The following is a 20,662-nucleotide window of genomic DNA, read 5'->3' as shown; positions in this document are numbered from 1 at the left end:
TCATTAAAAACTCTACATTTTTATTCAACATAAGTATAGCATGAACAATTCATAAAATATAGCTCAAATTCCTTCCACTATTTATTCCGCTCACATAAATTTTACATCTATCATTCTTCTAGTATATTTCAAAACAATCAAATAATTAATATTATAAAAGAGAAGTTCATCCAATTTATTTATATTGTTCCTATGAATTCCCTTTTGTTCAGTAGTCTTTTTGTGCATTATTTGATAAAATAACGGAGTGTCTACTATATTAAAGTAGCCAATTTCAAAGGAGAGTAAAATAATGTTCTCAATTTTCAAACGTAATAAAGAGCAAACAAGTGCTCGAGAGCTAAAAAGATACTACAAAACAGTAGAGCAAATTAATAGTCTCGAAGCAACATATAGTCCTATGTCTGACGAAGAACTTCGAAATATGACATTTACATTTAAAGAGCGTTTAGAAAACGGAACACAGCTGGTTGATATTATCCCTGATGCATTTGCTGTTGTCCGTGAAGCTTCTAAACGTGTATTAAACATGCGCCACTTTGATGTGCAGTTAATCGGCGGTCTAGTACTGACTGAAGGTAATATTGCCGAAATGCCGACAGGTGAAGGTAAAACACTTGTTGCCTCACTCCCTTCTTACGTGCGTGCATTGGAAGGCAAAGGTGTACACGTTATTACGGTAAACGATTACCTTGCAAAACGTGACTTTGAATTAATCGGGCAAATTCACCGTTTCCTTGGGTTAACAGTTGGACTGAATGTTCCAATGATGGAGCCTGCAGATAAAAAGGAAGCGTACAATGCGGATATTACATATGGTGTCGGTACAGAATTCGGCTTCGACTACTTACGTGATAATATGGCCCATACAATCGGCGATAAAGTACAGCGTCCATACCACTTTGCGATTATCGATGAAGTAGATTCTGTCTTAATCGACGAAGCGAAAACACCGTTAATCATCGCGGGTAAAATGGGTGCAAACGAAGAACTGCACCGTATTGCTGCAATGTTGGCGAAACGTTTCAAAGCTGAAGAAGATTATGATTTCGATGACGAAACGAAAGCGACTTCTTTAACAGATCAAGGTATCGAAAAAGTTGAAGCTGCATTTGGAGTCGACAACTTATACGATTTAGAACATCAAACTTTGTACCATTATGTAATTCAGGCAGTACGTGCACACGTTATGTTTGAGTGTGATGTTGATTACATCGTACGTGATGACAAAATCGAATTAGTCGATATGTTTACTGGCCGTATTATGGAAGGTCGTTCACTTTCTGACGGCTTACATCAGGCGATTGAAGCGAAAGAAGGCGTGACAATCACTGAGGAAAACAAAGCACAGGCACAAGTTACAATTCAAAACTACTTCCGTATGTATCCGAAATTATCAGGGATGACAGGTACTGCGAAAACTCAGGAAAAGGAAATTTTAGAAGTTTACGGTATGCGTGTTATTCAAATACCGACAAACCGTCCACGTCGACGCCTTGACCAACCGGATATCGTATTCGAAAAAATCGAGCAAAAATACGAATATGTGGCACAGGAAGTATTGCGTCGCCATGAAAAAGGACAACCGGTATTAATCGGGACAACTTCTATTTTGCAATCAGAAAAAGTAGCGGATTATTTAAAAAAACATGGATTACAATTCCAATTATTAAATGCGAAAACAGTCGAACAAGAGGTTGAATTAATCTCGGAAGCCGGACAAAAAAATCGTATTACCGTTGCGACAAACATGGCTGGACGTGGAACGGATATCGTATTAGGTAAAGGCGTTGATGAGCTTGGCGGTCTATTTGTAATCGGTACTGAAAAGCATGAAAGCCGTCGTGTCGACAACCAATTACGCGGACGTTCCGGTCGTCAAGGTGACGTAGGTGAAACTCGATTTATCCTTTCAATTGAAGACGATATGTTCAAACGTTTCGCAAAAGATGATGTCGAGAAATTCCGTAAGAAAATGACAACAGACGAAATTGGTCTTATTCAAAACAAAGAAGTGACAGAGCTAATCGAACGTACACAGCGTATCGTTGAAGGCGCACACTTCTCTATGCGTGAATATAACTTAAAACTGGATGATGTGATTAATGATCAACGTCGTATTGTCTACGATTTACGTGACAGAGTCTTAAAAAACGAAGATATTATACCTCTATTAGTTCGTATGATGTATGAAACAGTGGACTTTGCCGTTCGTGAAAATGCACCCGAGGATAAGGATGTTGCTGAGTGGGATTTCGATAAAATGGAGAAAACCGTCAACTCTTTATTTATTGAACCAATCATAGTAAATCGTGATGAAACAAAGGTGAAAAATTTACTAGATGCAATGGATCCTCCAGTTAAGCAATTAAAGGCAGTAATCGAAAGCTTTGAGGAAAACGAACAAATTATGGCAGTTATTCCGCAAGTCATGTTAAGCTTCATCGATCATATGTGGGTTAAACATCTAGAACAAATGGCTCACTTAAAAGAAGGAATCGGTTTACGTCATTATCAACAAGAAGATCCAATGCGAATTTATCAACGTGAAGGACTTGAATTATTTGGTAAAAACTATCAGGAACTTCGCCGCAAAATTGTAGAAGAGCTTGTAACATTTATGAAAAACATTACGATGAATGTGGAGGAATAGCAGATGGGTTTATTTGATTTATTTAAAAAAGGTGACAAAGTAGGTAAAGACAGTGCTGTAGATTCATCATCTGTCGTAAAAACATCTGATGAAAATTCTAAAAAAGATGCGGACCGTGATGTAATTACAAAATTGTCATTTCATCCTGAATGGGATGTTCCACAAGAGCAAAAGTATGTATTTAACTTCCTGGCAAATGATTTAGCACCATTAAAGCCAAATCAATTATCATTGGCAGCAATTAATATTGAGCCATCACTGGCAAACGGCTCATGGAATGTAAAAGCATTTTTCCGTTCTTCATTATCTGAAGCAATTGAATTAGGCGAAATCGAATTATTGATTTTAGATAAGGATGATAATCGAATCGCTTCACATTACTTTGACTTTAAAGAGCTAGGCGTGATCCCAGCAGAAAGTGCACGTCCATGGATTTTCACATTCCCTGCTTCTTCAATTACTGCAGAAGAAGTGCCTGAAGAAGGCTGGAAAATTTCATTCAACTTACTTTCATTACGCGGTCATCAATTAGACTTGGATGAAACATGGAAAAAACAATTACCAGATGATCAACAAGAAAAATTGGCAGAAATCGTGAAAAGCTTACCGAAATTAGGTAAAACAGAAGTGAACTTTACAGGATTACAAGCGAAGATGAATAATGACGGCAGCCTACACGCCTCTATTTTCATCCGTAACGGCCATGATAAAGCTATCAACTTGGAACAGTTACCTCTTGAAATTATGGATGCACGCAATGTCGTAGTGGCAAAAGGATCGTTTAAATTAGCCCCTGTCTTAACAGTACAGCCTAATACGACAAAACCATGGACATTTATCTTCCCGAAAGAGTTGGTAACAGTTAAAGGTATCGATCTTTCACGCTGGACAGCCCGCGTGCCACAATAGCTTTTAATATGCAGCATTTGGAAGTCATTTATTTGCCTTCCGGGTGCTGTTTTTTGGTTTGTGGCACTCTTTTCTGTCTTGAATTGTAGAAAATTTTGAATCTATTGTGGAAACTTTCACCACTAATGTAGAACGCTTCACTCGGAATGTAGAAAGTAGCAGCACTTATGTAGAAATTTCCGCATTTAAAGTAGAACATCGACTTTTTATTCGCCATTCAATCAGGAAATGTGGAAAGTTTCAGCGCTAATGTAGAACGAAGCGCTCATAATGTGGAACACGTCGAAACTTATAGAGAAAATTCCCCGCTCTAAAAGTAGAATGCCATCCAAAATTCTAGCTTCCCCCCTCAAAATATAGAAACCCAATCTATCATTCAGCCGCACTACCAAGCCCAAACCACACTAAAAAATCCCCCACCCTATAAAAGGTGAGAGATTATAATTACGAATTATGCAGTATGTAGTAGTGTGTGTAAGCTATGTATTATTCTGCTTCTGGAGTGTTGTCTACATCTGAATCGTCTGCATCTGCTACAAGGGCTTCTTCTGTTGAGAAGTTGGCGATGCGTTTAGCACCTACGTACTTTTTACCCCAGTAATATTTGTCGTTAATGCTTGTTTTGATAACACCCTTGCTTGTAGAAGCGTGGATGAATTTTCCTGAACCAATGTAAATCCCTACATGAGAGATGCGTTTGCCTGATGTGTTGAAAAATACTAAATCGCCTGGCTCAAGGTCACTTTTCTTAACTTTCGTACCTTGCGTATACATATCTGAAGATGTGCGATTCAGTGATGTAATGCCTAGTTCTTTAAAGACATGACGTACATAGCCAGAGCAGTCAAAGCCTTTTGCTGATGTACCGCCGTATGAATAGCGAACTCCTAAATATTTTGAAGAGACTTCTTTTAACTCATCAATCGAGTAAGCAGATTCTTCTGCAGAAGCTTCCTTTTCATTCACCGGTGCGAAGAAAATTACGAAGGCAGCTGCCAAAGTTAGTACGGTATTGCGTATTAATTTTAAGTAATCCATCGTGTTCCCCCAACCAATAAATTTTCTGAAAACTTAACTGATATTAGGTTAACACGAGATTATATTTAATGACATTACAGTTATGTAACAACAAAGTTACATTTACCCGCTTTTAAATAACTTCAAACATTGCCAAAGAACCTATTTTAATTAGGATTTTTACACTATTACCCAAACAAATACCTCTATTATTTGTAATATTAACCAATATTCAAGCTCTTTTTTGTAACATTTGTAACATTATCACGAATTTATGTAACAAAAAAAGAACTAGTAAGCAATTTTCAACATCACTTATTAGCTCTTCACTATTTTATTTTAAATTATTAATGCGTTTGTATGCGACAAAGCGCTCATCCCAATATTTTTCTTTGACATTCGAAACCGTAATCCCCTTAGAACCCGCATGGATAAATTCATCATTACCAATATAAATACCCATATGTGAGACATTTGGGATAAATGTATTTTTGAAAAATACTAAATCTCCCGGTACAGGGTGCGTCACTTTTGTCGTATCCTGTTCGAAATACATAAGACTGCTTTTACGATCCATTTGGATACCAACTGAATTAAATATGTAGTTTACAAAGCCGCTACAGTCAAATCCATCTGTTGTCGTTCCGCCGTATTTATAAGGTGTGCCTAATACTGCATTAGCCGCTTCAATAGCTTGTGCATAAAGGTGTTCTGTTTGTTGCGAAACCTTCCCAGGCATTGCAACTTCCTTCTTTAACTGTTTTTCAATCGCATCATCTGCCGTTTGATTAAAATTAATTTCCGCTTCCACTGTTTTGGCAGAAGGCGCTTCAACAGCTAAGTCTTTAGTTGATTGCTGGCTGATTGTCAGCTTTTGGCCAACTTTAATCGCATCCGTTTTCAAATTGTTCAGCTGTTTAATACTCGCTACCGATATACTATACTTTTTAGCGATCTTTGTTAAATTATCACCTTTAATAACGGTATGAGAAACTGAATTTTGCAGGGTTTCGACTTTTTCCTCTACAACTGAAACAGCTGTTGTTTTAGTTGCCGCCGCAGTTTTGCTCACTGCACTTTTTGCTGGTGCAACGACCAGTTTTTGTGCGATAAAAATGCGATCTTGGGATAGTTTGTTCCATTGTCTAAGCTGATTAATCGTCGTGTTGTGAGCTTTCGCAATTTTTGTTAACGTATCGCCATGTTTCACCGTATAGGTGGATGCTTGGGCATCGGGTGCAATGAATAGTGCAAGTGAAAATGTGACACCTGTCAGCACTACCTTCCATTTATTATTCAACATGAAAACTCCCCCTTCTCAATGAAACTATTTTTTACTCTATTTTACTTAATTTTTAATAGAGGATACAACCCTCTTTTAATAAGAAAATTATTCGGATAGCTATATTTTTCTTCTATTACTATACTCACATAGTAATATTATGTAATAGAAATAAACGAATATTTTATAGACACTGAATTGTTGCAAAATGATTTCTTAAAATATGCTTGTTTTTTAATAGTTTTATGATAGAATTAGTTTTTGTTAAAAGATTTAAATTTTTAGAAAACTTTGTATTTTCAAATTAAAGGAGTTAAGTCAACATGAATAGCAAGTCAAGTTTTTTCCGTGAGAATATCGCGGTAGGTTTTATGTTATTTGCATTGTTCCTAGGTGCAGGTAATATCATATTCCCACCACAACTAGGTCAAATGGCCGGGGAAAATATTGTAATATCCATGATCGGATTTTTAATAACAGGAGTAGGGTTGCCTCTATTAGGTATTATTGCCGTAGCAAAGAACGGCGGAGACTTAGAAATATTGGCAGGTCGCATTAATCCATATTTCGGTATAATTTTCACGTCGATTATATACTTGTCGATCGGACCATTCTTTGCAATTCCGCGTACTGGTGCTGTGTCATATTCAATCGGTGTGGAACCGTTTTTAACAGAAGCAATGAAAGGTAGCTGGATTCCATTATTTATTACAACACTTATCTTTTTCGGAATCACATTCTACTTAGCATATAACCCGACAAAAATCGTCGACCGTGTCGGAAAAATTTTAACACCTGCACTTCTAATCGTTATTTGTTTACTCGCGATTAAAGCCGTTATTACTCCGTTAGGTGAAGCTGGTGTAGCGCAGGGGCCATATATTAATAATGCTTTTGGTGAATCATTCATTCAAGGTTACTTGACGATGGACGTACTGGCATCATTAGTGTTCGGAATCGTTATCGTTCAATCATTAGTTGCTCGTGGCGTAACGGATAGAGCTAAACAAGTTAAAATTACAATTTTCGCAGGTATTGTCGCTGCAATAGGTTTAGCATTTGTCTATGTATCATTAGGTTATATCGGTGTAACAAGTACATCGGCTATCGGCTTCCAAGAAGATGGCGGTACAATAATTTCTCTGGCAGCACAGCAACTATACGGACAAGCCGGTAATATCATTTTATCAGCCGTTATCATTTTAGCTTGTTTAACAACATCTGTAGGTTTATTATCTGCAAACGCAACATTTTTCCATAAGATTTTCCCGAAAGTTTCTTACCAGGTATACTTAGTTATTTTCGCACTTTTCAGCTTCGGTGTTTCAAACTTTGGATTATCGGATTTAATTAATCTATCATTGCCTGTTTTGGTTGCAATTTATCCATTCGCCATTGTGCTTATGATTTTTGCATTATTCGGAAACCTTTTCAATCATGCACCGAGCGTGTATGGAATGGCTTTAATTTTCACAGGTGTTGTTGCAATTTATGACGGAATCAAACAAGCCGGATTCGAAATCGAAGCTTACGATAAGTTTTTATCAATTTTCCCGTTTTATGAGCAAGGCATCGCATGGGTTGTCCCTGCATTAGTTGGTGGTGTCATCGGCTACATCATGTATTTAGCAAAACGAAAATAAGTTTAATTACTAGAATGAGGGTAAGTTATAAGTGTAAAAACTTGTAACTTACCCTCTTTTATTGACTAAAAATAGATTAAAATAATTTTTTATACTTCCATAAATTAGTGAAGTATTCATGATAAAATATGGTAATATCGCTATTATGGCATTACGCATTACATTATAGAAAAATAAAACTGATGAGGTGGACTCATGCTAAGAAGAAGTTTGTCAGCAATACTGTTTTTCATTATGTGCCTAACCGTTCCTTTGACGGTGCTAGGTGCTCCTTTAGATGAAGTAAAACAGATTGTTAAGGAAAACTATGTAGGGAATATTAATGGTGATATCAACCGTGCTACAAGCATCGACCAACTGACAGAAATGCTCGATTCGTATTCCGCTTACTTTACTCCGGAAGAATTCGAAGAGTTTATTAATGGCGTGGACCTAACTACTGTAGGCATCGGCGTTATCATTGAAAAGGTTGAAGGCGGTATTCAAATATCCGAGCTGATCGATGGGGGCAGCGCAAAAACTGCCGGCTTAAAAGTTGGCGATATCATCACAGAGATTGAGGGGAAACCGGTTGCAGGACTGACAATCGACCAGGCCTCTTCACTTATTAAAGGAGCAGCAAATACAACGGTTTCTTTAACGCTTTCACGTGAAGACGGCACAATTATAACGAAAAAATTAACACGTAAAGCTTTCTCACTTCCTAATGTGGAAACAAAGCTTTTATACGGCAATACGGGATACATTTCATTGAATTCATTTTCAAACGACACGGCGAGCCTCGTTACAAAGGCTATTCGTGATTTGAAAAATAAAGGGGCAAAATCATTTATTTTCGATTTGCAAAATAACGGGGGCGGCTATGTAACCGCAGCAGAACAGCTTATCGGTATGTTCCCGAATGCCTCCTATGCCTATAAATTGAAAGAAACTTCGGGGACATCTATTGTACGTTCGATGAAGCAATCAACAACATTCCCTGAAAATACGAAAATGCTTATAAATCGATATAGTGCCAGCTCGTCGGAAATGACTGCGGCAGCACTTTCCGATCAAAAAGCAGTCACACTTTACGGGGAAACGACTTATGGTAAAGGCTCGATGCAGGCATTTTACGAGCTTGAAGACGGCAGCTTTCTAAAATTAACAGTTGGCCATTTTTATGGTCCAAACGGTACGAAAATAAATGAGGTTGGGGTTAAACCACATATTAAAACAGCAAGCGAGCCCCTCTTTAAAGCACATTACGATACAATCGCTTCAAACTTAAAAAATTATAAAGAACTTGCTGCCCTAAAAAATGTTCCGTTAAATAAAACATTTACGATCAAGTTTTCCGCTAAACTGGCGAAAGAGCTCAATGCTTCTTCCGTAGAACTAGTAGAGCTGGGTGCAGATACTGTAAAAACAACTCACAAATTATCGGCTCAACAGCTCGTTGTTACCCCTGAAAAAGAATTAACGGCTGGCAAAGAATATGCCCTCATCGTTCATCCTAAAGTAAAAAATGAGAAAGGCAAAAATTTAAAAGCCGGTGTTTATTTACATGTAACGACAAAACAGTAAATGAAAAAAGAGACGATTTGCGCATTAGCAATCGTCTCTTTCAATTTTATAAATGTACTAAACTTAGTTCTGTTGCAAAATAAATCATGCAAATCTCTTTTGCAAGCTGTTCCGGACTCGTTTTATTCGTTAATAAGTTTGTCAGTGTCAGCCGTTCCACCGAACCAATAAGACTTTCTGCAAGAATAGTCGCATCCGCCTGCTTTAAAACATTCGAATCTTTTAACTGTGTATTTAGGATATGTATTAATTCAGAAACAAGCATTTCCTTTACGGCCGTTGATTGCTCTGCTTCATAAAAACCGATTTTTGTGAGGTTGGGGTTTTCGACAAAAAACTCGAAAATATGTGTCAGACTTCCTTGAATAAGGTCGATTCCAATTTTCCCGTTGTTTATGTCATTTGTTGAACTAGAAAAAATTTCAGTTAGCTCATTGTGGAACTTCTCATTTAAATCGTTAAACAATGATTCCTTACTTTGAAAATATAAATAAAATGTCGGCTGTGTTAAATTTGCCGATTTCACAATATCACTGATTTTTGTTTGATGATAACCATATGTAGAAAATAACTCAATTGCTTTTTCCAATAATAATTTTTTACTTTTTTCACCGCATGAATTTACACGTCTTCCTCTTGCCATACTTCTCCACCCTTATCTCTATTTTAGATGTTTAGTAATTTATATTAAATTCCAATTATTCCACTTATGATTATATAGGAAAGTTTTTTTAAAATAAAGTTTTCCGCCATATAACTAACATTTCTCCTTATTATTAGCACTCCATTGACATAACTTAGCAATAATTTGAATTTCATCATCCGTTAATTGACCTGTTATAAGGATAAATTATTCTTTTCCTGAAATATCATTAAATAGTAGATACAAAAAGGCGTATCCTAATCAATTTCAGGATACGCGCTTTGTCATGTTATTTTTTTCGTAAAATCTTACCTTTTACTTTACCTGTAATTTGCTGCAGCTCATCCATTTTGAACGCGAACAGTAATATCATATAGCTAATTGACGCAACGATAAATGTAGCAATTATATGAAGCCATTTTTGATCAATTGAAATCCATTGTGCAATCGCCCAGTTAATTGCGATGTATATTAGTCCAATGATGGCCAACTTAAACAGCTGACCAACGTTATTGTCCAAAAGTTTTAACTTATATTTACTTTGAAGCACAAATACAAGCAACAGGAAGTTTACGATAGCACTGATTAATGTCCCTAGGGCAACCGCATTAGCGCCCATTTCATCAATCGTCGCCATTACGACCGCAATGTTCACACCGAATACCGTTAAAATACTGAATATCATCGGTAATACGGAGTTACCCTTCGCATAGTAGAAACGTGTAATATACGTGTTTGCAGCAAGGAAGAACATCGTCGTACTGAATACTTGCAGCAGTGGCGCTGTAATTGCTGTTGACTTTGCATCAAATTCTTTATATTCAAATATGATGCGGACAATCCCTTCTGCCTGGAAGTAGAAAAACACCGAAACAGGCAATACTAGTATGTATAATAAACGCATCCCGCGAACATACAGTTGTTTTACCGACTCTGTGTCCCCTTCCCCTTCTTTTTTGCTGAGTAAAGGGAAAATAACGGTCGTTACAGCAGTCATTAAAATTGCCTGCGGGAACTGGGACATTTTTGTCGCATAGTTCATCGCTGACGGAACACCAGCTTCCAGCATATTAGTAAAGAATCGTTGAATTAAAATATAAAGCTGTGCAGTCGCACCGCCAAGCATAATCGGCAACGCAATTTTCCATAGCATTTTTTGATCTTCAGCCTGTTTAAAGTTTGGCTTGAAGGACATTTCTTTCACATTCCGAACTCCGAATACAAGGAACAGGAACATACAGATTGCCCCGACTAATGCCCCGATCCCCATTCCGACCGGTCCCATTGTGATGGATAAGACTACGGATACGAGTAAAAATGAAGCGTTATAAATAAGCACTGAAAACGCTGATAAATGATAACGGCCCTGGACATTTAAAATACCGCTCATCCAAGTCGATAATACGAGCATAATCGTCGATGGCATCATCCAGTAGTAAAGCGAGCGCAGTATTTCATATTCCGCCTGATTCTCAACTTGGAAAAATTGCATTAATATCGGATCGGCCAACGCCATAAATAAAATGACAATGAGCGTAATCGAAACAGCAATCGTTGTAAACGTTCGCTGTATATATTCGGTAATGCTTGATGACGTCTTATGGTATATGGATATAAACGCCGTCGTAAACGCTCCGCCGATGACTAAATATAAAAAGTTTGGAATTGTATAAGCATTAACAATACTATCTGAGTATAAAGTGGTACCAAATTCAACCGCGATATATGTTTCACGGGCAAAACCGACCAGACGCGCTAAAATATTAATAACCGCGACGGCCCCTATTATTTTTAAAATTCCTTTCAACGCTTATCACAATCCTTTAATTACAATTACTTTATTTCGCATGTGTTGTGTAGAGATCTTTTAAACGTGCAATAATGTTTTTTGCATCATGTGTATGAAGCAGCTCAGCTACACGTGCTTCATTCACTGCGATTCCGTCTTTCACTGCATTTTCAAGTGCCAGCTGAAGTAAGATCTCGTCTTTAGGAGGCACTAATACCCCTGCTCCATCTGCCAGCATATAATGCAGTCCCCCGACATCCGATGCAATGACCGGTGTGCCGCAGCTCATTGCCTCTAAAGCTACTAATCCCAGTCCTTCAATATAAGAAGGGAGTACGAAAACATCAGCCGCCTGAAAATAACGCGCCAACTCCTGCTGTGGTAATGGTTCGATAAAATGAACCGAAGTATTGTCCCTAGCAAGCTCTTTTACTTTACTAGTAAAATTACTATCTTTTGTCGAACCAACACAATAAAGAGCGGCTTGCTGTGGAAGCGATTCCGTTACTTTATTGAATGCACGTACAAGTTCTGTAACGCCTTTTTCCCGTATAATGTTTCCTACGAATAAAAAGTTTGTCTTGTCAGGGTCCATTCCGAGCTCTTTTGCATGTTGTTTTTTATCGTCTGCTTTATTGAAAACCGTGCGATCAATCCCCATGCTCATCACCGAAATTTTATCGTTTTCAACATGGAAAGTTGTTTCAATCGTTGCAGCAAGCTCTTCCCCTACTGCAATGACATGATCTGCAGACTGTAAAATCTTCTCCGTAAACTCACGGATTTGTCCGCCTTTTTTAGCCATTTTATTAATATCGCCGCCATGTGCCGTTACGATATACGGGATATTGTGACGCTTTTTTAAATAGTAGCTGAATATCCCGCTTGGAAATACGTAATGGCTATGTGTTAGCGAAATATTCCGCTTGTTAGCACGGAATGCACGCATAAACTGTTGAGCCCACTTTAAATATTTCAGAATAACATTTTTCTTTCCTGTTGCTGGATTGGTATTTACCGCGAGCACTGTATCGATACCCTCTCGTTCCAATTGCTCGACCTGATTTTTCACGAAAATGCCGTAAGCTAAATGTTCCTTTGAAGGATACATATTGCTAATGACGAATACTTTTTTCATTACTTTTTCGCACCTTCTTTTAAAAGCTGCTCCCCTAATGCTGATTTTTCTTTAAATGACGCATTTGTACGAGCCGCTAAGTTTTGTGCACCGTTCCAATCTACTGCCATATCGTTAAAGAGCATCGCAAACTTCTCGTCTGATTCATGAAGCGAATCAATCGGTAAAGAATAGTTGCCAAGTCCCGCCATTTGTAAGAAGTCATTCACCTTCACATGATAAGACACTCCGATAATCGGCGTTTTCGCATCCGTTGCCAATATTAATGAATGAAGTCTTGTACCGATTAACACATCAAATGTAGACGTAATATGTAAAATACGCTGCGGCGGCAAGTTTTCATCAATAATTTTTGTCTTCTCCGGATGCTTCATTTTAGCCTGAATATCTTTTGTCACATCAGCATCTTGCGGATATTTTGTCGCAAAAAATGTTACATCGACATTATGCTCTTCAATTAAACGGTCCAGGTTTTTCGCCATGCCATTAATATAGTTTTCGTATTTAGTCTCATCACCTGTTGGCCAGTATGAAGCATTATAGTAAGGAACCGCTGTAACACCAACCGATTTTGGTTTATCACTATAATTTGAACGTTCTACTTCTAAACTAAATGCCGGATCTCCAATTACATGTACATTACGTTTTACCCCGATTGTTTTTAGCAGCTGTTCAGATTGCGGATCACGCACTGAAATATTTTGTGCATGCTTGGCCATATAGCGGATAAACCATTTACCTAAGCCTGTGTTTAGTGGACCCGCCCCACAACCATAGACAACATATGGTACATTATTATTTTTGGCCATCATCGCATATGAACCATACAGCGGTGCTTCACGTTTATAAAGATCCATCAAAATACCGCCGCCGCCGATTACGACAAAATCAAGGTTTTTCACGACATTAGAATTTTCTTTATACGTCTTCATAAACGTTTTCACAGCATTACCGTTTTTGTAATATAAAGGGTAACTTTGCACAGAATAACGTTCAGCTGTTTGTTTTGGGTTATTACTAAATACCGTAATATTTTTTGTATCTATTTGAAATACCTTCTGCAGCTGACGAATAATACTTAATAAAATCGCCTCGTCTCCATTATTATCATTCCCGTAATTTCCAACAATACCAATTTTCATTTATTCATTCATCCTTTGAATCAAGCATATTAAGTACGCTTGGCTTATTTCATTTTTCATTTGAAAAACACATCTGAAGTCGATGTGTTCTGCGTTATGATTCGTATTTTCAGTATAGCATAATGTCTGTTTGAAACGATATTCCCGAGGGCAAGATCACACCATTTCACAAGAAGAAAATTAACAATAAATTTATAGTTTTTCGTTAATGAGACGGTTTGCATATAAGATTAGTTTCATTTTTACTTTTTGAAGTGGAAATTATGCGTTAAAGGACTTTTCTGGGTCATTTGCAAGCCGGGGAATTTTCGGATACATTGCTGTCATAGAGATTTTGTCTCAATGCACGAGTAGAGGTGATTTATTGTACAGGTCTGAAAATCTTGTTTATTTGGAAGCTCTTGTTTCTAGATTACAAGCTGATGATGAAGAGTTTACCTCTTATCAAGAGGCTTATTATCGCGTCCAAGCTGGAGTTGCAGGCGAATTAAAAATGCAGAGAACATTAGCGGATTATCATTTTATTGGTCCATATAAAATTTTTTATAACTTTGAATGTATAAATGAAAAGGGTTTTTCACATCAAATCGACGCTCTTATAATTACTACAAGATTTCTTCTCGTTGTTGAGGTTAAACAAATTTCCGGTACATTATTTTATAAATCCGCATTCCACGAGTTCGCCCGTCAAACTGAGGAGGGGGTTTTAGAAAATTTCCCGAATCCGTTTGACCAGGCTTACCGGCATCAGTTATTTTTATTGCATTTATTATCAAGCTGGAAAATTCAGCTGCCTGTCTTATATATTGTGGTCAATGCTAATATCAGAACCAAATTGGACTCATCCTTAAACGGTTGTCCGATTATTCATTTAAGCGGCTTGCCGAAGTTTCTGGAGAAATTATATCAAAACTATGGTGAAACAAAACTTGATTTAGTGAAATTGGAAAATAAATTATCGGCCATCTCTTGCCGGCTACCTGTTAGAAGAAAAATAGATAGATATCGTATACGAAATGGCGTCCTTTGCAAAAAGTGCGACTTTCAGCATGTCATGTATTATCATCACGGGTTATGGATTTGCCCACATTGCGGCGTGAAAAGTAAAGAGGCAATCTTTTTAGCATTACATCACTATCGCGTATTAATCGGGGACCGCATTACAAATCGTGAATTGAGGGAATTTGTCGGAATCGACTGTAAAGCAGTTACTTCCAAACTTCTAAAGCGCTTAAACTTTGAGCAAATTGGCAAAGGACGTGGTGTCTATTACTTAATTCCTGAAGAGGTTTTAGATCAGAAAAATGGATAGGTTGTTTTCTTATGTAATTTCTACTTAAAGGAGGTGATGAGTTACTTACGAAGTATATTCTTCTAGTTTTTCCGGGTAGAGTTCTACTTTTTTGGGGCTTGGTTCTACATTAACGTTAATTCATTCTACTTTCTGCGACAACTTGGCGAATACTCGCAACCATTTCTACTTTTCAATTGAAACTTTCTACTTTATCTGATTAATGTTCTACTTTCTTGATGCCAAGTTCTACTTTAACCCGAAAGCATTCTACTTTCGAGCCAAAACTTTCTACTTTCTGCGACAGCTTGGCGAATACTCCAACTCGTTCTACTTTTTGAATGACACTTTCTACTTTCTTAGTACGAAGTTCTACTTTAATCCGTAAACATTCTACTTTCTGCGACAACTTGGCGAATACTCGCTACCCGTTCTACTTTTTAAATGAAATCTTCTACTTTACCTAGAAAATTTCTACTTTCTTGGTGCGAAGTTCCACTTTCTTCCGTAATTGTTCTACTTTCGTGCCAAAAAATTCTATAGTTTCAACAACACTGAAGCCAATACTTACACCTTCCCCATAAAAAAATTCATTCCACGTAATAAAACACTCCGTTCCAACCTCACTTCTTTTAATTCCCTCCCCCTCTTCCCCAACGCCCCCTTTTCTCCATAAAAAAACCTTTGTAAAAGTTGCGATTCCTCGCTGCAACTTTACAAAGGTTCCCTCTTATTTGTTTTGTGTAATTGTGCGGTATAAGAATAAGCTGAAGTGCACGCGTGATACTTCTTGACTTGGTTTATAAGTATTATCTTCATAACCTGTCGTAATTTCATTTGCTGCTAGCGTATGAATATAATCGTACGCCCAGTGCTTTGTACTTACATCTTTAAATTTCGTAGAAGTAGTACCTGTTAACTTATACGCTTCAACTAGGATTTTCGCCATTTGAGCACGAGTTAATGGTTTGCCTGGCTCATACTTGCCATCACCAGTACCACTCATGATGCCTGCTTGTACAATCGCTGCAACTGCACCATAATATGTGCTCTTTGTTGATAGATCGCTAAATCCAGGGTTTGGCACATCTTTTGTAGATAAGCCTAATGCACGAGTCAGCAATACAGCTGCTTGACCACGGTTTAATGCTAAATCCGGTTTGAATGTACCATCCGGATACCCGTTGATTAAGTTATTATCCACTAAATATTGAATTTCTTTTTTATAAACATTGTTCACAGAAATATCTTTGAATAATGGTTTTTCTACCGCCTTTACAACGATATCTTTAGAAACAGATTTTGTTCCTAATGTCGCTGTTACACGGGCAGTGCCTTCTTTACCATTCGATTTGAAAAGACCTGAGCTGGATACTGAACCGATGTTTCCATCAACAGACCATTTAATTTGTGAATCGTTATAAATTAATGTTTCATTATTTGCCCCTGTTACATTAGCTTTTAATTGAAGCGATGCATTTGGTACAACTGGACCTGTTACACCTGAAATAGAAAGTCCAGCAGGTGCATCGACTACATTAAAGCTGATTGTTTGTGTTGCGCCTTTATTTGAAACCGTTAGACGTTCTGAGCCAGGCGCTACAGCTGTATAGCTTAAGCCATTAACTGTTACTGTATTATTTTGCGGTGTTAACACAAAATCACTTGCATTTACTGCCAATGGATTGTAATACTCGTCCAACACATAGTTTGGTGTAAGTTTCACTGTTGCACCGACTAATAACGTACCTACTTTATCCCGATTTACTTGAATATATTTAGGTGCATTTGTTGTTGGTGCTGTACTGATTGCTTCAATAATTGCAGATACGCGACGTTGTGTACCTCCAGACGGTGTATTGGCTAAAACGACTGTGTTACTGCCGTATTTTCGAATACCCATTGTTGTTGAACCGCCGCCATCTAAATTAATCGCACGGTCAAAGCCAAGGCTTACTAGATAATCCGCAAACTGTGGTAAAGACATACCTGCACTTGAGCTAATACGTCCGTCCACTGTAATTAAGTGTACTTTCTTCTTATCTTTGCTGATTGCAATCGCCGTACGTGGTGCAACTTCTCTTGCACGTGAGCTTGATTCATTGATTGTCAGATTTTTCTTGCCGTCCAATACGAGTAATGGACCACTTGCCATCATAAACTGTGCGTCCATCCAACGATCATCAATAGCAAAGTTTACTGAAATTTCATCGCCGACTTTAATACCACGGTATTTATCGCCCCATGCTGATCCGTTAAATGAAAGCACGAAACCGTTACGCGGAATTTTCGTTTTTGTCTCATCATCATAACCACGGATTGCAGTAACCTTACCCGTTAATGTTTGGCCGAATTTCGTTGCACCGACTGTATTTCCAGTTTCAACGATAAACTCCATACCTTTTCCATTGTTCGGCGTCATAGAACTATGATTTTGCGGTGTATAAATAACCGCCTCATCTGTTCCGCGCTTTACATTAAGACCATTTACTTCATTTGTTTGACCGTTATATGTAACGTTAATCTTACTATTGTAATAAGCAATCTCTCCGTATCCGTCCTTTGTAATACCGAATGCGATCGGTTGGCTCACATAGTTCGAACTTGAATCTGAAATAACGCTTGGTGTAACGATTGTATTATATTGAGAAATTAAATATAAAGGATAGCCATCCCCCATATTATAGAAATTAGAGTTGATTGCCCCAACTACCCGGTTTCCTTCCTTCGTATGACTGTTCGCATGTTGCGTCGTTGTCATTAACGTATTGACCGGAGTTGGTAAACCTAAACCGATTTTTGTGAAAGAGTCTGTTAAATCAACTTCTAAATGATTAACCACACTTGTTTTAGAACCTTTATGAGTATAGTTTGAATATGTTACCCCTGTCGAGATCGGGTATGAGTCATTTGTCGTTTGTGCTGCACTTGCAAATTGCGGTGTACTGAAAATGAGTGCAAACACCATTAGCACTGCAATAAATAGAGATTTATTTGTTTTCATAATTTGTGCTTCCTAATTAAATTGAAGCAAGTCACCTTCCTTTCTTAATGTCCTATCTCTAACCTTAACAAATTTTCGCATGAGAAACTATTAATCTTTTGTTACATTTTACAAGAAATCCATTTTTTCAACATAAAGTTACATCTTGTATAAGAGAATAATGCAAATACAATAATGGAAGCTTCTAAAATAGTCTGTAAATTTTATAAAAAAAGAACTACCCCCCTGAAGAGATAGTTCCTTAATTTATTCTGCTTTTTGTTTTTCGTAATCGCTGAGTTTGAGCATTGGATACATTGTGCGCATACTTGCAAATATTCCAAAGAGAATAAAGTAGAATAGTACATATACTTTTAATTCCCAAATATTATAGAAGAAGCCTGCTACACCTGTTGCAAACCATAGCCCGAATAAATATTGCCCGAAGATTGTTTTACGTTCTTTCCAGTACATCCATACCATCGCAAGTAAGAAGCCTGCAAATAATAGAACGCCGACTGCACCTGTCTCAGCAATAACTTGAATATATTGGTTATCGGAATAGAAGTTCTTGCCGCCGTATATATCAGAACGGATACCGTACTCCTCATAAATCGGTGAGTCATATGATAAAGTTGCCGAACCACCGAATGTCCCAAAGCCGGCACCTGTAATCGGATAATCCTTCAGCACTTCAAATCCTTTTTTAATATAGAACATACGACCACTTTCCTGCATCAGCTCCAAAGTGTCGTCCGAGAATGTTTCCGTGAAGCGATTGCTGATTCCACCAGAAATTTCCTCTGGTGCTACCGTGTTTTCCACACCTAAGTTTTGTAAAAATGATACTCCCCAGTTTACAGGGAAATAAATTAGTGCAATTGCCACAACAAATGAAATGGCAATTCTCTTCAATAGCTTCCAATTTCGTGATAGCAGCATGAAGAATAAGACGAAGACGAACGCAGAAATCCATGTACCACGGGAAAGTGTCAATAACAGCATTCCAAAGAAAGCGACTTGTGCTATACGGAACGTCCATTTAAATTCATTGTTTTTATAAGCCCATCGCAGGAAGAATACCGCGCCAATTGCAAAGAACATGACTAATGCCAGTGAGTTCGGATTGTTCAGCATACCGTAGACACGCACGAAGTTTGTTGAAGAAAGTATTTTTTCCGTCCAAATTTCAGGCATTAATAACTGGCGCATCGACAATTTTTCGAAAATCCCCTGAATGAAAATAACTGCACCTGAAAATACAGTAACCCATGCCAGTTTCACAAGGAAGTTTTTCGGCAATTCACTGCGGCTTAGAATGTAATACAGTAAATACATAACGCCGAATGTACGTAATTGGAAGACGATCGCACCAAGTGATACACCGTTTTTGTAGCCAATGATTGCACCGAAGATTAAAAAGGCGAAGAAGAAGTATTCAAATGGTTTGAAATGAAACCAAGTTTTAAATTTCTTCGTATTAAGTAAAAATAAACGCAGTAATACGACGATTGTAATTAAATCGCCGATGAGTTTAAGACCAGGGTTCAGTTCAATAAAGAAGGTACGGAAGATAACGTACGGTACTAAAATTACTAAACTTTGAAACGGCTTAAAAAATGCAAAGAGTACAAAGAAAATCGCTGTACTGATTTGCGCTATCGAAGGCGGAAGCAGTAAGGCCGCCACAAGTACAAGAATTGCCCCAAAAATTTCGAGCCACTCTTTTTTATTCATTTTGACAGAAATGTCATTCATAGATGTCCCAAACCCTTTCCTATATGTAGTTCTCTATTTTTAGATGAGTTTTGCTCATGTGGATTAAGACGAACTTAAGTATAATATGGTTACAATTATAATTCAATGAGAGTATAAAACACACCCTAAATTACTAGAATAATTGTCAGATCAATGGTTTTTCAGTCACATAACATAAAAAAAAGAGAGGAAATATGCCTCTCTTCACCCCCAAACCTCTCGAATTAAAATACCCCTAAATTTTACCATAAAATAAACTTGAAAGATTTTAAAACTTTCTGCAGCAAATCCCTCCAGTCATTCATAATTGCTCATCAAAACCATAAAATATATACATCACTATTTTGGAGGTCGTACTATTGCAAACTAATAACCGTAAGAAAAACAATGAACCGCCGATCGATAACAATCCATTAATTCAAGCCGCTTCACTTGAGGTATTAGCCGGTTTGTTAGCTACGTTAGCTGAAGGGATTTCTACATTTGCATCTGCTCTTGCACTACAGGAAACACAGCAGCAGGTCACTAATAACAATCAAAACAACGTGAATCTCCAGGAAGTACATGAACAGCTTCATTACTTAACAAAAGAAGTAAAAAAAATATCGAAGGCATTAAACTTGTAGTCATTTTCCGGTTTTCTTAAATAGAAATACGACGCTTTGTTTTGAAGTGCCTTCTATTCTATTTGTTTATCGCTATTCCTCTCATATAAAAAACCTCCCCCTCAATTGAATTTTATGAGCTTTAACCCAGCTCACTCTTTTTTATATTCTTCTATCCTTATAGTATTGAACTCATTTTTCCCTATCATCAAAATATTTTTCAAAGGACTTTTTAATTACATT

15 protein-coding genes are annotated in these 20,662 nt (G+C 37.5%); 6 read left to right on the top strand and 9 right to left on the bottom strand.

Going from position 1 to position 20,662, the window contains the following annotated elements; translation table 11 throughout:
* The first annotated feature begins 292 nt into the window (after positions 1-292).
* Entirely contained in the window at positions 293-2,653 is a 2,361-nt protein-coding gene (secA2, locus tag MKY07_RS03380) for an accessory Sec system translocase SecA2 (RefSeq protein WP_339263825.1), read from the top strand.
* A 3-nt stretch (positions 2,654-2,656) separates the two neighbouring features.
* Positions 2,657-3,562 carry an accessory Sec system S-layer assembly protein gene (locus MKY07_RS03375; RefSeq protein WP_339263824.1) on the top strand — a complete coding sequence of 302 codons (906 nt, stop codon included), beginning with the start codon at positions 2,657-2,659 and terminating at the stop codon, positions 3,560-3,562.
* A gap of 486 nt (positions 3,563-4,048) precedes the next feature.
* Here the strand turns inward: MKY07_RS03375 and MKY07_RS03370 are convergent, their stop codons facing one another.
* Both MKY07_RS03370 and MKY07_RS03365 read right to left on the bottom strand, forming a co-directional pair.
* Positions 4,049-4,600, bottom strand: a complete 552-nt coding sequence (locus MKY07_RS03370; RefSeq protein ID WP_008407374.1) for a C40 family peptidase — start codon at positions 4,598-4,600, stop codon at positions 4,049-4,051.
* A gap of 313 nt (positions 4,601-4,913) precedes the next feature.
* On the bottom strand, positions 4,914-5,882 hold the full coding sequence (locus MKY07_RS03365) for an NlpC/P60 family protein (protein WP_339263823.1): 969 nt from the start codon (positions 5,880-5,882) through the stop codon (positions 4,914-4,916).
* 302 nt (positions 5,883-6,184) lie between these two features.
* Between MKY07_RS03365 and brnQ the strand changes: the two genes are divergently transcribed.
* Complete coding sequence (gene brnQ / locus MKY07_RS03360) at positions 6,185-7,504, top strand: branched-chain amino acid transport system II carrier protein (RefSeq protein WP_339263822.1); 1,320 nt, start codon at positions 6,185-6,187, stop codon at positions 7,502-7,504.
* Between the two features lie 195 nt (positions 7,505-7,699).
* Positions 7,700-9,070 (top strand): S41 family peptidase, encoded by a 1,371-nt coding sequence (locus MKY07_RS03355; RefSeq protein WP_339263821.1) that lies wholly within the window; start codon positions 7,700-7,702, stop codon positions 9,068-9,070.
* A 46-nt stretch (positions 9,071-9,116) separates the two neighbouring features.
* On the opposite strand, the gene MKY07_RS03350 is transcribed toward MKY07_RS03355, so the two are convergent.
* From MKY07_RS03350 to MKY07_RS03335, 4 genes are all read right to left on the bottom strand, one after another.
* The gene (locus tag MKY07_RS03350; RefSeq protein WP_339263820.1) at positions 9,117-9,713 is read right to left on the bottom strand and encodes a TetR/AcrR family transcriptional regulator; all 597 of its coding nucleotides are present in this window, start codon (positions 9,711-9,713) and stop codon (positions 9,117-9,119) included.
* A gap of 289 nt (positions 9,714-10,002) precedes the next feature.
* Positions 10,003-11,520 carry a murein biosynthesis integral membrane protein MurJ gene (gene murJ, locus MKY07_RS03345; RefSeq protein ID WP_339263819.1) on the bottom strand — a complete coding sequence of 506 codons (1,518 nt, stop codon included), beginning with the start codon at positions 11,518-11,520 and terminating at the stop codon, positions 10,003-10,005.
* Positions 11,521-11,551: 31 nt separating this feature from the next.
* A complete protein-coding gene (locus tag MKY07_RS03340; protein ID WP_339263818.1) occupies positions 11,552-12,640 on the bottom strand; it encodes a glycosyltransferase in 1,089 nt (362 codons plus the stop codon).
* Positions 12,640-13,782 (bottom strand): polysaccharide pyruvyl transferase family protein, encoded by a 1,143-nt coding sequence (locus tag MKY07_RS03335; protein ID WP_339263817.1) that lies wholly within the window; start codon positions 13,780-13,782, stop codon positions 12,640-12,642. Before MKY07_RS03335 ends, MKY07_RS03340 begins: the two co-directional genes overlap by 1 nt.
* A 364-nt stretch (positions 13,783-14,146) precedes the next feature.
* Between MKY07_RS03335 and MKY07_RS03330 the strand changes: the two genes are divergently transcribed.
* Positions 14,147-15,094, top strand: coding sequence for a nuclease-related domain-containing protein (locus MKY07_RS03330; RefSeq protein WP_339263816.1), 948 nt, complete (start codon positions 14,147-14,149; stop codon positions 15,092-15,094).
* A 199-nt stretch (positions 15,095-15,293) separates the two neighbouring features.
* Here MKY07_RS03330 and MKY07_RS03325 read toward each other — a convergent pair whose 3' ends face one another.
* The 3 genes from MKY07_RS03325 to MKY07_RS03315 all read right to left on the bottom strand — a co-directional run bounded on the left by MKY07_RS03325 (position 15,294) and on the right by MKY07_RS03315 (position 19,814).
* Positions 15,294-15,482 (bottom strand): hypothetical protein, encoded by a 189-nt coding sequence (locus MKY07_RS03325; RefSeq protein ID WP_339263815.1) that lies wholly within the window; start codon positions 15,480-15,482, stop codon positions 15,294-15,296.
* 321 nt (positions 15,483-15,803) lie between these two features.
* Positions 15,804-18,077 (bottom strand): S-layer homology domain-containing protein, encoded by a 2,274-nt coding sequence (locus MKY07_RS03320; protein ID WP_339263814.1) that lies wholly within the window; start codon positions 18,075-18,077, stop codon positions 15,804-15,806.
* 246 nt (positions 18,078-18,323) lie between these two features.
* Entirely contained in the window at positions 18,324-19,814 is a 1,491-nt protein-coding gene (locus tag MKY07_RS03315; RefSeq protein WP_065216561.1) for an O-antigen ligase family protein, read from the bottom strand.
* Positions 19,815-20,173: 359 nt separating this feature from the next.
* Between MKY07_RS03315 and MKY07_RS03310 the strand changes: the two genes are divergently transcribed.
* On the top strand, positions 20,174-20,440 hold the full coding sequence (locus tag MKY07_RS03310) for a hypothetical protein (protein WP_008407391.1): 267 nt from the start codon (positions 20,174-20,176) through the stop codon (positions 20,438-20,440).
* The last annotated feature ends 222 nt before the right edge of the window (positions 20,441-20,662 follow it).

Origin of the sequence: Solibacillus sp. FSL W7-1472, from assembly GCF_037969775.1 — a bacterium.
Lineage (GTDB): Bacteria > Bacillota > Bacilli > Bacillales_A > Planococcaceae > Solibacillus > Solibacillus silvestris.
Note: the sequence above shows the minus strand (reverse complement) of the source record. Positions and strands in the feature narration are given on the sequence as shown.

Coding starts and splice junctions, on each gene's coding strand:
- secA2 (WP_339263825.1), top strand. CDS start 293: ATGTTCTCAATTTTCAAACGTAATAAAGAGCAAACAAGTGCTCGAGAG.
- MKY07_RS03375 (WP_339263824.1), top strand. CDS start 2,657: ATGGGTTTATTTGATTTATTTAAAAAAGGTGACAAAGTAGGTAAAGAC.
- MKY07_RS03370 (WP_008407374.1), bottom strand. CDS start 4,600: ATGGATTACTTAAAATTAATACGCAATACCGTACTAACTTTGGCAGCT.
- MKY07_RS03365 (WP_339263823.1), bottom strand. CDS start 5,882: ATGTTGAATAATAAATGGAAGGTAGTGCTGACAGGTGTCACATTTTCA.
- brnQ (WP_339263822.1), top strand. CDS start 6,185: ATGAATAGCAAGTCAAGTTTTTTCCGTGAGAATATCGCGGTAGGTTTT.
- MKY07_RS03355 (WP_339263821.1), top strand. CDS start 7,700: ATGCTAAGAAGAAGTTTGTCAGCAATACTGTTTTTCATTATGTGCCTA.
- MKY07_RS03350 (WP_339263820.1), bottom strand. CDS start 9,713: ATGGCAAGAGGAAGACGTGTAAATTCATGCGGTGAAAAAAGTAAAAAA.
- MKY07_RS03340 (WP_339263818.1), bottom strand. CDS start 12,640: ATGAAAAAAGTATTCGTCATTAGCAATATGTATCCTTCAAAGGAACAT.
- MKY07_RS03335 (WP_339263817.1), bottom strand. CDS start 13,782: ATGAAAATTGGTATTGTTGGAAATTACGGGAATGATAATAATGGAGAC.
- MKY07_RS03320 (WP_339263814.1), bottom strand. CDS start 18,077: ATGAAAACAAATAAATCTCTATTTATTGCAGTGCTAATGGTGTTTGCA.
- MKY07_RS03315 (WP_065216561.1), bottom strand. CDS start 19,814: ATGAATGACATTTCTGTCAAAATGAATAAAAAAGAGTGGCTCGAAATT.